The sequence below is a fragment of the Numidum massiliense genome (genome assembly GCF_001375555.1).
Classification (GTDB): Bacteria; Bacillota; Bacilli; order Thermoactinomycetales; family Novibacillaceae; genus Numidum; species Numidum massiliense.
This window is the reverse complement of record NZ_CTDZ01000009.1, coordinates 3289511-3303490: the sequence shown is the minus strand read 5'-3', so window position 1 is coordinate 3303490 and position 13980 is coordinate 3289511. Positions and strand designations below refer to the sequence as shown.

At 51.7% G+C, this 13980-nt stretch carries 16 protein-coding genes; 1 reads left to right on the top strand and 15 read right to left on the bottom strand.

Annotation, left to right across the window (positions count from 1 at the left end; all coding sequences use genetic code 11):
* Positions 1-51: 51 nt before the first annotated feature.
* The 3 genes from prmC to BN1247_RS15505 form a co-directional block, all read right to left on the bottom strand.
* A complete protein-coding gene (gene prmC, locus BN1247_RS15515; RefSeq protein ID WP_054951176.1) occupies positions 52-939 on the bottom strand; it encodes a peptide chain release factor N(5)-glutamine methyltransferase in 888 nt (295 codons plus the stop codon).
* 5 nt (positions 940-944) lie between these two features.
* Positions 945-2012 (bottom strand): peptide chain release factor 1, encoded by a 1068-nt coding sequence (gene prfA, locus BN1247_RS15510; protein ID WP_054951175.1) that lies wholly within the window; start codon positions 2010-2012, stop codon positions 945-947.
* Between the two features lie 304 nt (positions 2013-2316).
* The gene (locus tag BN1247_RS15505; protein ID WP_054951174.1) at positions 2317-2523 is read right to left on the bottom strand and encodes a helix-turn-helix transcriptional regulator; all 207 of its coding nucleotides are present in this window, start codon (positions 2521-2523) and stop codon (positions 2317-2319) included.
* Between the two features lie 169 nt (positions 2524-2692).
* On the opposite strand from BN1247_RS15505, the gene BN1247_RS15500 reads away from it, so the two are divergent.
* Positions 2693-3019 carry a helix-turn-helix transcriptional regulator gene (locus BN1247_RS15500; protein ID WP_054951173.1) on the top strand — a complete coding sequence of 109 codons (327 nt, stop codon included), beginning with the start codon at positions 2693-2695 and terminating at the stop codon, positions 3017-3019.
* A gap of 62 nt (positions 3020-3081) precedes the next feature.
* Here the strand turns inward: BN1247_RS15500 and BN1247_RS15495 are convergent, their stop codons facing one another.
* The 12 genes from BN1247_RS15495 to rpoE all read right to left on the bottom strand — a co-directional run bounded on the left by BN1247_RS15495 (position 3082) and on the right by rpoE (position 13963).
* The gene (locus tag BN1247_RS15495) at positions 3082-3525 is read right to left on the bottom strand and encodes a YhcN/YlaJ family sporulation lipoprotein (protein WP_054951172.1); all 444 of its coding nucleotides are present in this window, start codon (positions 3523-3525) and stop codon (positions 3082-3084) included.
* A gap of 127 nt (positions 3526-3652) precedes the next feature.
* Entirely contained in the window at positions 3653-4237 is a 585-nt protein-coding gene (locus tag BN1247_RS15490; RefSeq protein WP_054951171.1) for a thymidine kinase, read from the bottom strand.
* Positions 4238-4312: 75 nt separating this feature from the next.
* Positions 4313-4516, bottom strand: a complete 204-nt coding sequence (gene rpmE, locus BN1247_RS15485) for a 50S ribosomal protein L31 (protein WP_054951170.1) — start codon at positions 4514-4516, stop codon at positions 4313-4315.
* Positions 4517-4643: 127 nt separating this feature from the next.
* The gene (locus BN1247_RS15480) at positions 4644-5690 is read right to left on the bottom strand and encodes a peptidoglycan DD-metalloendopeptidase family protein (RefSeq protein WP_054951169.1); all 1047 of its coding nucleotides are present in this window, start codon (positions 5688-5690) and stop codon (positions 4644-4646) included.
* Between the two features lie 97 nt (positions 5691-5787).
* Positions 5788-7059, bottom strand: a complete 1272-nt coding sequence (gene rho, locus BN1247_RS15475) for a transcription termination factor Rho (protein ID WP_054951699.1) — start codon at positions 7057-7059, stop codon at positions 5788-5790.
* A 69-nt stretch (positions 7060-7128) separates the two neighbouring features.
* A complete protein-coding gene (gene glpX, locus BN1247_RS15470) occupies positions 7129-8094 on the bottom strand; it encodes a class II fructose-bisphosphatase (RefSeq protein ID WP_054951168.1) in 966 nt (321 codons plus the stop codon).
* Between the two features lie 93 nt (positions 8095-8187).
* Positions 8188-9447 carry a UDP-N-acetylglucosamine 1-carboxyvinyltransferase gene (locus BN1247_RS15465; RefSeq protein ID WP_054951167.1) on the bottom strand — a complete coding sequence of 420 codons (1260 nt, stop codon included), beginning with the start codon at positions 9445-9447 and terminating at the stop codon, positions 8188-8190.
* A gap of 97 nt (positions 9448-9544) precedes the next feature.
* On the bottom strand, positions 9545-10195 hold the full coding sequence (fsa, locus tag BN1247_RS15460) for a fructose-6-phosphate aldolase (RefSeq protein ID WP_054951166.1): 651 nt from the start codon (positions 10193-10195) through the stop codon (positions 9545-9547).
* 86 nt (positions 10196-10281) lie between these two features.
* A complete protein-coding gene (fba, locus tag BN1247_RS15455) occupies positions 10282-11136 on the bottom strand; it encodes a class II fructose-1,6-bisphosphate aldolase (protein ID WP_054951165.1) in 855 nt (284 codons plus the stop codon).
* A gap of 68 nt (positions 11137-11204) precedes the next feature.
* Positions 11205-11570 carry a response regulator gene (locus tag BN1247_RS15450; RefSeq protein ID WP_054951698.1) on the bottom strand — a complete coding sequence of 122 codons (366 nt, stop codon included), beginning with the start codon at positions 11568-11570 and terminating at the stop codon, positions 11205-11207.
* 120 nt (positions 11571-11690) lie between these two features.
* A complete protein-coding gene (locus BN1247_RS15445; protein WP_054951164.1) occupies positions 11691-13298 on the bottom strand; it encodes a CTP synthase in 1608 nt (535 codons plus the stop codon).
* A 179-nt stretch (positions 13299-13477) separates the two neighbouring features.
* On the bottom strand, positions 13478-13963 hold the full coding sequence (gene rpoE / locus BN1247_RS15440) for a DNA-directed RNA polymerase subunit delta (RefSeq protein ID WP_187119807.1): 486 nt from the start codon (positions 13961-13963) through the stop codon (positions 13478-13480).
* Positions 13964-13980 lie beyond the last annotated feature (17 nt).

Here is a 13980-nt window from a genome sequence, read left to right as displayed (position 1 = left end):
CCCTCTCTCGCTAACAGTATGGCCAGAGAAGGAAAGCGATAAACGGACGACTTACGAATGAAGCTGCCACGAAGCGAGGACGACGCGCGCGATGCCTTGTAAATCCGACATCGTACGCACCGTGCTAAACGGCAACGCCTGCTGTAGCAAGCGTGCGACGTGTCCGCTCTGAAAAATTCCGACTTCGAAGGCGACCAAGCCTTTTTTCTCTTTCACAACCGAAGGTAACATCGCCGTCAGTCGGCGGTACACGGCTAGCCCGTCCGTACCGCCGTCGAGGGCGAGGCGGGGCTCGTGTTCCCGTACTTCTACAGCTAGATCGACAATGTCGCCAGTGGGAATATACGGCGGGTTGGAGACGACGATGTCAAACTGTTCGCCGTCTGCAACTAATGACGTCAGCAAATCGTCTTCCAAGAACCGCATGCGTTCGCCCACCCCGTGTGCCGCGGCATTATGTGTCGCAACACGTAACGCCGCGGGCGATAGATCGACTGCAGCTACTTGCCACGACGGCTGTTCGGCCGCCAATGTCACGGCAATTGCCCCGCTCCCTGTGCCGACGTCGACGACGGCACAAGGCTGTTCCCCCCAAATGAAACGCGCCGTTTGCAGGACTTCCTCCACGAGCACTTCCGTCTCGGGACGGGGGATAAGCACGTCTGGTGACACGCGAAAGTCGCGCCCGTAAAACTCTTGATACTTTACGAGATGTTGTAACGGCGCGCCCGCCGCCCGTTCCATAATTAAGCGTTCATACTTAGGCCACAACTTCGGGGGCAGTTGTGTCTCGCGATACGCAAAAAAGCGGGCCCGCTCCCACTGCAATAAATGCCGCAACAACCGCTCTGCCGCAAATTGCGACTCCCTTTCGCTAATGCCGGCACGCTGTAAAAAGGAAGAAGCCCACCTGCGGGCTTCTTCAACCGTTTGACACATAGACGTTACTCCACTTTCTGCAGCAACTCGGTTTGCTCGGCCAAAATAAGATTGTCGACGATTTCGTCGAGCCCGCCGTCGAGAATGCTTTCTAATTTGTGTAACGTTAACCCGATGCGGTGATCAGTCACACGCGATTGCGGGAAATTGTACGTGCGAATGCGCTCGCTGCGATCCCCGGTACCGACTTGCGTCTTGCGCGCATCTGCTAATTTTTCTTGTTCTTCTTGGCGATATTTATCTAGCACGCGTGCGCGTAAGACGCGCATCGCCTTTTCGCGGTTTTTAATTTGTGACTTTTCGTCTTGGCATGAGACGACGATCCCCGTCGGCAAGTGTGTCACACGCACTGCCGACTGCGTCGTGTTCACGCTCTGTCCACCAGGACCACTAGAACAAAACGTATCGACGCGCAAATCTTTTTCCGCAATGTCGATTTCGACTTCTTCAACTTCCGGCAACACAGCGACTGTCGACGTCGACGTATGAATGCGCCCGCCGGACTCAGTCGTCGGTACGCGCTGGACGCGGTGCGCACCGCTCTCGTATTTCAGCCGACTGTACGCCCCTTTGCCTTGTACGGAAAAAATAACTTCTTTAAAGCCGCCTAACTCAGTGTAGTTTGCTTCCAAGATTTCCGTTTTCCACCGTCGGTCTTCGGCATAACGCGTATACATGCGGTACAAGTCGGCGGCAAACAAGGCCGCTTCCTCCCCACCCGCTGCACCGCGAATTTCCACGATGACGTTTTTGTCGTCGTTCGGGTCTTTCGGCAGGAGCAACATGCGGATCGAATCCGATAATTCCTCTAGCCGCGCAGACAGTTCGTCAATTTCCATCTTCACCATGTCGCGCATGTCCGCTTCCAGTTTCTCATCCAACATCGACTTGGCGTCGTCTAATTGTTCGCAAACGGATTTATATTGTTTATACGCTTCGTACGTCTCTAGCAAGTCAGATTGCTCTTTCGAGTACTGCCGCAATTTTTGCGGATCGCTGACAACGTCTGCATCACACAGTAACGCAGTTAATTCCTCATAACGGTCAGCAACTGCTTTTAATTGATCGAGCACGCTTTGTTCACCTCGTGATTCCACTGTACACGGTTAAAGGATAACATCCTTTAATTATAGTACACTTTTGAGGAGAAAAAAAGCGTGCGCTGTACGCCTCGCGCCACGGGCTTGTCCACCTTCTCGACGTAGTTAAAATGACAGCATAGGTTGCACCCAAAGGGCACCTGGATGTCATTTTTAGCGAAGAAGCTTGCTCGACGTAGTTAAAATGACAGCATAGGTTGCGGGCCGCCGCCGGGGTGTGGGGCGGGTTTGCGCTTCGTATCAGATGATTTTGCCACCGCTTTCACCTCCCGCACGTTTAGTTTCGCTGTTCCCCGCATACTAGTATTTCCTCCATTGGGCAATTGTAAAAGTCCGCAAGGCGTTTTAATGTGTAATAGCTGCCGACACGGTGCCCCAGTTCAATCATCGCGTACATGCTGCGTGAAATTCCGACCGAGGCAGCCACTTCTACTTGGGTCATTCCCCTTGCCTCGCGCAAAGCGATTAATTTTGTTTGCTTCACGCAGAGTCTCCCCCCTTCTAACGTTTTCCACGATCCGCATTAGTCTTCACTAATTAGTTTATCACATGTCGTGACATAATAAAACGTTTTCAGACACTATAGGTGACGAGCAAAGCAGCTCTTTATTTTTGTCACTATGCGTGATACGCTGTTAGTAGGAGGGACGATTATGAGCGGAGAAAAAAGTTTAGGAAATCGCTTGCGGACCCTCCGCAAGTTACGCAGTATTTCACAAACTGAGCTAGCTAACCAAATGCGCGTCAGTCGTAGCACGATCGCTATGTGGGAGACCGACCGCCGCGTACCTGACTTGTTAATGGTGCAGCGGTTAGCCGATTTTTTCCAAATGACAGTTGACGACTTTTTAGATTGTAAGCGAGAAGCGGAAGGGTATGATCCACTTACAGAAAGCTTTGTAAGCGAATTTCGCGACGCACCCGCTGAACAACAAAAAGAGCTTATTCGCATTTGGTACATCATAAGGGAGCGTAAATAAAAAGCTGGCAAACCAATCGGGAATCGCCAGCTTCCTTTTTTACGTATTTTCTTTTCGCTCTGTCACCTAAAGTTGCCACGCATCATTAAAAACGAGCGCGCACTTGAGGTGACATAAACAGCATAGCGCGGCATGAGCGCCCGCAACTGTCGCCGTACGTCATCTTCAATTGCTAACGCCCGCGCTCTGCTTTCACTGCGATCAATCGTTAAGCCGATTAATGCGTTTCCCCCAACGATATACACGTTTGCCTTCGCTACCCCGTCAACGCTCTCCGCTGCTAGTTTCATCCTGCGACCATCGTTGTTTAATGTCGTTGGCGTCGGATTACCGACGCGAATATTCGGATTTTGTCGCGCATAATTGTTGTCCCCATCGTTCCAGCGATAACTTACCCGTTTGGAGGTCCGTTCGCCGATCTGTTCTGTCTCGGGGCCAACGCTACACGCCGCGAGGGAAAAACAGAGCAAAAAGGTGCACAGTCCAATGACTCGCCGTTTTTTCACGTAGCCACCTCCTCGGCTTTAGTGTATCCATAGAGGCAACCATCATAACGGGGGAAAATGGAATAAAAAAAGAAGGCGACCTCGTCACAATAAGCGTTCAAAGGGTCGTCTTCTTGTGTTTGTCGTGTCAGCGCCCACGCTGCGGTACTTCGTGACAGTGTCGACAGCGGGCTTCGTACGACTCAGAAGCCCCGACTAAAATGACCGGATCGTCGCGATAAGCGGGTTTTCCATCGATTAATCGTTGCGTGCGATTAGCTGGTTGCCCGCACTTAATGCAAATCGCCTGTAGCTTGGTGACGTATTCCGCGGTCGCCATGACGAGCGGGGTCGGCCCGAACGGTTCGCCCCGAAAGTCGGTGTCCAGGCCGGCACAGATGACCCGAACCCCGCGACGTGCTAACGTCGTGCATACATCGACGATGGAGTCGTCGAAAAATTGCACCTCGTCGATCGCTAGGACGTCAGTATCCGCGTCGACGACTTTTAAAATGTCCTTCGCCGATGCGAGTGGCTCACAGTCTGCCTGAATGCCCGTGTGTGAAACGACCGCTCGCTCGCTGTAGCGATTATCGACCATCGGTTTAACGACTTGAACGTTTTGTTTGGCGATTTTCGCCCGGTTAATACGGCGGATCAGTTCTTCTGTCTTCCCCGAAAACATGCTGCCGCAAATGATTTCAACCCATCCCTCTCGCGATACAAACAACATAGCCATGTCTCCCCGTATGTATAAGCAAACAGGCAAGCGGGAATAAGGCCGCTTGCCTGCCACTCGTTGTCATCGTTATTTTTTCAAGTTGTACTTTCTGTTAAACCGATCAACCCGACCACCGGTATCGACAAATTTTTGTTTTCCGGTAAAGAACGGATGACATGCTGAGCAAATTTCCACGCGCAAATTTTCCTTAGTAGAACCTGTCTCGAACGTATTGCCGCAAGCACAGGTAACTTTCGTCAGTTTGTATTCAGGATGAATAGCTGTGCGCATCGTTCTTTCACCTCTTTCCGTGTAATTTGACATATATAAGGGTCGCATGATTACCGATCCTAACTATTTGCACAGAGTCGATTATAGCACGATAGACAAACGGTGCGCAAGCGGTCGGCACAAGACTCTAAGGCAACATCGTCAAGGGGTCTAAATGAGTGCCGTTTAAACGCACTTCGAAGTGTAGGTGATAGCCCGTGCTGTCTCCGGTCGTCCCCATAAAGCCCAGTTGCTCTCCCTTAGCGAGCGACTGCCCGTTACTGACGTGAATGGCCCGCAAGTGTGCGTAATATGTAGACCAGCCCGATCCGTGGTCGATAATGACGAGATTGCCATAACCGTTGTTAACGCCTGCAAACGTTACCGTACCAGGCGCTGCCGCCCGAATCGGCGCTTGCCCTTCCGCGCTATTCCAAATGTCGATGCCCACGTGCCCCCTACCGTCACCGAACGGGCTCGTGATTTGTCCCCCCACAGGCCAGCTGAACGTCCCGTTAAACGAGCGATTTGAAGCTGGTACCTGAGCGGTGTCCCGCCTTTCGTCGACCGTAGACGTCCGTTCTTGCTGCCGATCTCCTGTGCGCGTCGCCAACTGTAAACTGCCGGTTTTGACCATTAGCTGCTCTCTCGCCAATGGTGGCGGCTCGATGTCAATCCGCTTAGGGACTTTTATCACTTGCCCGGCATACAAATTACCGTCCGACCACTTCAAATCCGGATTCAACTTGTCCATTAGTGCTTTAGAGACGTTGTACTGTTTAGCGACTTCAGTGAGAAGTTGTGCCTTCTTGATCCGTACTTCTTTAGCGTGGTAAGGGATCTTAATTTTTTTCCCGACCTCGATGACATTTGTATCGACAATACCGTTTAACACCGCCAACTGCTCGGCGGTCGTCTCGTACTTCTTAGCAATCTCCCCAAGCGTATCCCCGTTTTGTACTTCGTATACGAGCGGATGTTTCGACGTTTTTAACGGTCTGACCTCAGCGAGAGAAGACAGTGGATGATAGTAGCGGTATAACGCTTCTTCCGCAATATGCGCCTTCGCCGCATGCGCGTCTTCAGCTGGCACCTCTGTTGAAGCGACAGCTACGTTTCCGTGTACGGGAAACAACCAAGAAGCTGTATAAATCCCTAACGAAGAAAGAAACAGTTTATTTCGCTTCGGGGTCATCACATCACCTCTTTGCAAATTGTGCCGGCTTTGGTACAACAGTATGCAGCGCCGTTGTCCCAATATGAATAGATGACCCAAAAAAAAGAGACAGCCGTCAAGCGGTTGGCGTACGGGAAGACTTGGCAGAAGGAGAGCTATCTAGCGTTGCTAAAAATTCCTCATTCGTTTTTGTCTGCTTTAATTTCCGTAAAAAGCCTTCGGTGAAATCTGGGTGGTCAGACATATTTTTACGCAGTGTCCACAGTTTGTCCAATTGTTCGCGCGTCAAAAGCAATTCTTCGCGGCGCGTGCCAGAACGGCGGATGTCGATCGCCGGGAAAATGCGCCTCTCAGCCATTTTGCGGTCGAGGTGTAACTCCATGTTGCCCGTACCTTTAAATTCTTCGTAGATGACATCGTCCATGCGACTCCCAGTTTCGACGAGAGCCGTAGCGAGAATCGTTAGACTACCGCCCTCTTCAATGTTGCGTGCCGAACCAAAAAAGCGCTTCGGGCGGTGAAAGGCAGCCGGGTCAATCCCGCCGGACAACGTCCGTCCGCTCGGCGGAATGACGAGGTTGTACGCGCGGGCTAACCGCGTAATACTGTCGAGCAAAATGACGACGTCTTTCTTGTGTTCGACGAGCCGCTGCGCGCGCTCGAGCACGAGTTCAGCCACTTTAATATGGTTTTCCGGCAATTCGTCAAACGTCGAGGCGACGACCTCACCTTTAATCGAGCGTTGCATGTCGGTCACTTCTTCCGGCCGTTCGTCGATGAGTAAGACAAATAGCTCGACCTCCGGCACGTTTGCGACTAAACTGTTAGCAATTTCTTTCAGTAAGATCGTTTTACCAGCTTTAGGTGGGGCGACGATTAAGCCGCGCTGCCCGAAACCGATTGGGGATACTAAATCGACGATGCGTGCCGAGAGGCGTTCCGCACTCGTCTCGAGATTAATTTTCCGGTCAGGGTGCAACGGAGTTAACGTAGGAAAGTGTAATCGCTGAGCAGCAGTGTCGGGGTCTTGACCGTTTACCGCTTCGACGTGCAGCAATCCGAAATACCGCTCATTTTCTTTAGGCGGCCGCGCCTTCCCCGACACTAAATCGCCGGTGCGCAAGTCGAAGCGCCGTATTTGCGAAGCGGAAATATAAATATCTTCGGCGGAAGGAAGATAATTAATCGGCCGCAAGAAACCAAAGCCCTCCGGCAAAACTTCGAGCACGCCTTCCATAAACGTCAGACCGTCACGCTCCGATTGCGCTTTTAAAATCGCGAAAATAAGTTCTTTCTTTTTTAGCTGTGCATAAGAGGGGATCTGATATTCTTTGGCTAATTTATATAATTCAGTTAATTTTTTACTCTCAAGATCACCCAAGTGCATTTCCAAAGCGAATCCACCACATTTCCATAAACATTTTTTCTCCTCCAGCATTTCCAATGATGCTTAAATCTATTCCAAAACGAAATTTGGTTTCTTTTCTAAACGGTGTTTCCCGTCGACAAATCTAACTGTCCCAGTCCTCGCCCGCATGACGAGTGACTGCGTCGTCGCCATCGTGCCGCGGTAGCGGACGCCTTTGAGCAATTCACCGTCCGTGACGCCAGTCGCAGCAAAAATAGCATCGTCGCCTTTGACGAGATCATCCATCCGCAGCACTTTTCCCGGATCGCTAATACCCATGCGCTTACACCGTTCGGTTTCTGCTTCGTTTTGCGGCAAGAGGCGGCCTTGAATTTCTCCCCCGAGACATTTTAAACCGACGGCTGCGAGGACACCTTCCGGTGCGCCACCGGCCCCAAATACGATGTCGACACCTGTGTCGGGAAAGGCTGTATTAATGGCAGCAGCAACATCGCCATCCGGAATGAGTTTAATTCGCGCACCGGCTGCACGCACTTCTTCGATCAGTTGACTGTGGCGAGGACGATCGAGAATGACGGCGACGAGGTCTCCGACGTCGCGCCCTAACGCCTTGGCGACAGCATCTAAATTATCAGCGACAGAAGCGTTTATGTCAATATGTCCGACCGCTTTTGGCCCGACTGCTATTTTCTCCATGTACATGTCGGGGGCGTGTAATAAACAGCCGCGGTCCGCCACCGCGACGACTGAAATCGCATTCCACAAACCTTTTGCCACGATGTTCGTACCCTCTAACGGATCGACCGCGACGTCCACTTCTGGTAAGTAGCCGAGCCCTAACCGCTCACCGATATAGAGCATCGGCGCTTCGTCCATCTCGCCTTCGCCGATGACGACTGTACCGCGCATCGGAATCGTATCAAATACGGTCCGCATCGCTTCTGTCGCTGCTTGATCGGCTTCGTTCTTCTTTCCGCACCCCATCCAACGTCCGGAAGCCAGCGCTGCCGCTTCCGTCACGCGCACTAATTCCAAGGTCAAACTACGCTCCACAAAACTCATCCTCTCATCCGGAATAATATAACCTAATTTAGTATATATGTTATACTATTTCAAGTGCAACCCGGATGACCGCTTTTTTTCGCTTTAATCTTCTTTCAGTTCGCGCCACGATTCCGCTCCAAGCGCTTGTAATTTCGCTTCTAAATGCTCGTAGCCGCGATCGATGTGTTCGACACTCGTAATTTCGGTCACACCTTGCGCCATCAATCCAGCAATGACGAGCGCTGCTCCGGCGCGCAAGTCAGTCGCTTTCACGCGTGCCCCCTGCAGCTCTGTCACGCCTTCCACGACAGCTGAGCGCCCTTCCACTTTAATGTTCGCTCCCATCCGCCGCAGTTCATCGACGTGTTTGAAACGCGACGAATAAATGTTATCGGTGACGATACTCGTGCCGCGCCCGCGGATTAACAGTGTTGTGACCGGTTGTTGCAAATCAGTTGGGAAACCTGGGTAAGGGAGGGTTTTAATGTCAACGGATTCAACTTCTTCCACGCCAGTGACGCGTAAAGAGTCTTCCGCTTCTAGAACAGTAACGCCCATCTCTCGCAATTTCGCTGAGATCGGCTCTAAATGCTTCGGGATGACGTTGTCAATGACGACGTCGCCCTTCGTTGCAGCAGCGGCAATCATGTACGTGCCCGCTTCGATGCGGTCAGGAATGATCGCATGGCGGCAACCCGTCAGTCGCGGCGTGCCGTAAATGCGAATCACATCCGTGCCGGCTCCTTTAATTTTCGCCCCCATCGCGTTCAACAACGTCGCTACGTCAATAATTTCCGGCTCTTTCGCTGCGTTCTCGATGACCGTTTGCCCTTCCGCGCGCGCTGCGGCCAACATGATGTTGATCGTCGCGCCGACACTGACGACGTCTAAATAAATGCGGCAGCCGATTAAACGGTCGGCGGAAAGGTGCACGGCACCTTGTTCATACGTCACTTGTGCGCCTAATGCTTCAAATCCTTTAATGTGCTGGTCGATCGGCCGCGGGCCTAAGTTACAACCGCCAGGTAACCCGATCACCGCTTCTTTAAACCTTCCGAGCATCGCGCCCATTAAATAATACGAAGCTCGCAATTGTTTCACATGCCCATTCGGCAACGGCATATTCGCAATGTCGGAAGTGTCGACCCGCATGAGCGGCCCTTCGTGTGTCACGTGTGCACCTAGCTCTTCGAGTAGATGACGATAAATGCGTACATCGCTTATATCTGGCAAGTTTTCGATTGTCGTTGGCGTTTCCGCAAGGAGCGTCGCCGGAATTAAGGCGACAGCACTATTTTTCGCGCCGCTGACGTGAACCGCGCCGCGCAATGCCCGTCCGCCTTTTATCTTTAAAACTTCCATTACGAAAAAGCCTCCCTATCTACCCGGTGTTTCTTTCGGGAAAAAATAATCGCTACAAACGCGACAATCGACGCGACTGCCGCGTTTGTAGCAACCGTCACTTTTTGTTCGCCTGTTCCCAGTCGGCGAGGAATCGTTCGATTCCTTGATCGGTTAGTGGGTGCTTCGCTATTTTTTCGATGACGTTAAACGGCAGCGTACCGATATCGGCGCCGAGCTTTGCCGCTTCCGTCACGTGTACGGGGTGGCGGATGCTAGCGGCGATGATTTCCGTCGGAATGCCGTGTACCTCAAAAATTTCCGCAATATCGTCGATTAATTGCATGCCGTCGTGGCTAATATCGTCGAGGCGGCCGATAAACGGACTGACGTACGTCGCCCCTGCCCGCGCGGCGAGCAGCGCCTGGTTAGCGGAAAAGACGAGCGTGACGTTCGTCTTAATCCCTTGTTGCGCAAAACGGTGCACCGCTTTTAACCCTTCGGTCGTCATCGGCACTTTAATAACGACGTTGTCGGCCACAGCGGCCAACTTTTCACCTTCAGCGACCATGCCGTCGGCATCCAAACTGAGCACTTCGGCGCTAACCGGTAAATCGCCGACGATCTCGACGATTTCCCGCAACACTTCTTCAAAGTCGCGGCCTTCCTTCGCTACGAGCGACGGGTTCGTCGTCACCCCGTCTAACACACCCCACGCATACGCTTCGCGGATGTGGTCGACATTGGCCGTGTCGATAAAAATCTTCATGAACTAACCTCCCTACAGTTCACTCGTAAAACTAGCTAAGTGCGCTGTCAACTGACTGTATGGCTGTCTAAAGTGTCACACATCGCTTAGGCTTTGTTCGAGCTGCCGAACAATTTAATTTTGTCTACGACGACCGCTTTAATCGCCTCGCGCGCTGGACCTAAGTATTTCCGCGGGTCGATCATCGCCCCATCGGCCGCTAATAACTCGCGCACCTTCTCCGTACAGGCCACTTGGCTTTCCGTATTGACGTTTATTTTGCCGACGCCTTGGGAAATGGCTTCCTCGATCGCTTCGTCGGGAACGCCTGATCCACCGTGCAGCACGATCGGCACGTCGATTTTGCTACTCACTTCTTTAATGATGTCGAAGTGGATCTTCGGTTCACCCGCGTACATCCCGTGCGCCGTTCCGACCGCGATCGCAAGGGCGTCGACACCCGTCTCTTCGTAAAAGCGAATCGCTTCTTCCGGCTTAGCGAGCGCTGCCTCACTCTCATCGACGCTAACGTCGTCTTCGACCCCGCCGATCGTCCCGAGTTCTCCTTCGACGGACACGCCGACTGCGTGTGCTGCTTTTACGACTTCTTTTGTTAGCCGGATATTCTCTTCGAACGGATAGTGGGAGCCGTCAAACATAACTGAGGAAAAACCAGCGCGGATACATTTCATGACGACGTCAAAACTGCTGCCGTGGTCTAAGTGAAGGGCTATAGGTAACGCGGACTGTTCTGCTGCAACTTTAGCCATCGCGACGACGTAATCGATCCCCATGTAGCGCATGGCGCCTTCGCTGACTCCAAAAATGAGCGGGGATTTTTCTTGCATACCTGCTTCGGTGATCGCTTGGGTAAATTCTAAGTTGTTAATATTGAACTGGCCGACCGCAAATCCTTGCTCTTTCGCTTGCGGTAAAAAATGTGTCATCGGCACGAGCGGCATAATAGTTCCCCCTTAAAGTAAACACTCTGTCTCACGATGGACATTATATCAATAATATAGTTAGATCGCTAGTTCTGCAGCTGTTTGTTAACTACCTGACACAACTCATCGATATCGAACGGCTTTGTAAAATAAGACAGTGCGCCGAGTGAGGCCGCTTCTTTGATCATTTCTAGCTCTCCGTACGCCGTCATCATGATGACGCGTACGTCCGGCTCGACTTGTTTCATCCGCTTTAAAATCTGTATGCCGTCCATCCCCGGGATTTTCATGTCGAGCAAGACGAGGTGAGGCCTTTCGCGCTGCACGATGTCAATCGCAGCGCGTCCGTTATCCACCTCGAAAGTCACGTAGTTTTCCCTGCGAAACACTTCTTTAAGCAGCATGCGAATGCCGTACTGGTCATCAACGATTAACAGTCTTTTCCTGCGTATTGCCAATTTAAGCAACTCCTTCCTTTTCCCTCACTACCGCCTCTTTCTCTCTTTCGCTTAAACGGGCAATATTCCTTCTAAATGATTATTCATTATGGGTAAAGCTTCGTAAAAAAATGCTTATAGATTATTTTTGTACGCTAATGCAGCATCGACAAATCCTTCAAACAACGGATGCGGTCGGTTGGGACGTGACGTAAACTCTGGGTGAAACTGGCATCCGACAAACCAAGGGTGGCCGGCAAGCTCGACAATTTCCACTAAATTTCCGTCGGTAGACGTACCCGTGACGCGCATCCCCGCCTGTTCCAGCTGCTCCCGGAAGGCGTTATTAAATTCGTAGCGATGGCGGTGGCGTTCTTTGATCACTTCCTGCCCGTACGCGGCATGCGCCAAACTTCCCGGCTTGAGCTGACAATCGTACGCACCGAGGCGCATCGTCCCGCCCGGAATTTCGACCTCGCGTTGCTCAGGCAATAAATGGATCACCGGATGCTGCGTCGCAGTGTCCATTTCTGAGCTGTTTGCTCCAACGAGGCCAAGCTCGTGACGCGCAAATTCGACACAAGCCATCTGCATCCCTAAACAAATACCGAAAAACGGAATTTGTTTCTCGCGCGCATGGCGGATGGCGGCAATCTTTCCTTCAATGCCACGGTCGCCGAACCCTCCAGGCACTAAAATTCCGGCGACGCCTGCGAGTCGCGCCGCGACGTTGTCGCTGTCGATTTCATCTGCTTGGATCCAGCGGATGTCCACCTCTGTATCGTGCGTAAAACCAGCGTGGTTTAACGCTTCGAGCACACTTAAATACGCATCGCGCAAGGCGACGTACTTGCCGATCACCGCGATCGTCACCGTTTTTGACAAATTGTTCACCCGCTCAATCAGGCGGTGCCATCCCTCCATTTGCGGTTCGCCGGCAGGCAAGTTGAGGTGGCGGATGACGATGTCGTCAAACTTTTGCTCTTGCAGCATCACCGGCACTTCGTACGGGTTGTCCACGTCGAGGTTTTCGATGACGGCATCGCGGTCAATGTCGCAAAACAGGGCGATCTTATTTTTCATTTCTTGCGTGAGCGGCTGCTGGGAACGGCAGACAATCACTTGCGGCTGAATCCCGATGCTGCGTAACTCTTTGACACTATGTTGAGTCGGCTTCGTCTTTAATTCGGCAGCCGCGCCTAAATATGGAATGAGGGTACAGTGAATGTATATGACATTGTCCCGCCCTACTTCACTTTTAATTTGCCGGATCGCCTCGAGGAACGGCAAACTTTCGATGTCCCCGACCGTACCGCCAATTTCCGTTATGACGACATCACTGTCCCCCACTTTGCCCGCCCGATACACGCGCTCTTTGATTTCATTCGTAATGTGGGGAATAACTTGCACCGTCGCACCCATATAGTCGCCGCGCCGTTCTTTAGAAATGACGGACGAATAAACTTTACCTGTCGTCACGTTGGAATTGCAGTTCAAATTGCTATCGATAAACCGCTCGTAGTGGCCGAGATCTAAATCCGTCTCTGCTCCGTCTTCAGTCACGTACACTTCCCCGTGCTGGTAAGGACTCATCGTGCCGGGATCGACGTTTAAATAAGGGTCAAATTTTTGCATCGTCACTTTGAGACCGCGGTTTTTCAATAGGCGTCCGAGAGAGGCGGCGGTAATGCCTTTCCCTAAGGAAGAAACAACTCCTCCGGTAATAAAAATGTACTTAGCCATATTGTATAATCTCCTTTCGCTATCCATAGCCTGAACGGGAAGGGGAAAAAATAATACAAAAAAAACGTGCCACCCTTAAAATAAGGGGGCACGCTTGTGTGCGTAGCTTCCGATTTCTCAATGGCGTATTTAGCGCCCAACGATAAGTTTACTCTTGGCAGCACACATTGTCAAGCGCGTTAAAACGACTCGTCGTCTAGTTCGGCGTCGTCAAGATCTTTCTCCTCGAACAGGTCGTCGTCCTCAGCGATCTCCTCTTCTTCGTCCTCGGCTACCTGTTTATCCCCATCGACCGCTTTCTCTTCGTCGAGGAAATAGTCGTCATCATCGTCTTTCACGTTTTGCGCGACTGCTGCATCACTACCCTGTTCGACAGTGTACCATGTTTTCAGTCCCCACAAACTGCGGCCGACACAAATGAAACGCCCGTCGATGTTAATCTCCGTGTACAGTTGTGGCATGTAGCCTCGCATTTCCCCTTCACTCAATCCTTTTATTTCGGCAACGCGCTTCACCAAATCCGCAAAATTAAGGGGATCGCCTGTATTGTGCAAAAACTCATACACGAGGTCGATCATCGGCGTTTCTCGCGCTTCTTCCGGCGAAAGTTCCAAGGCAGCTTCTCCGGTCATGGTGACACTTCCCTTCTGTCCGTGATCCTTCACCTTGATTGGCAACATCA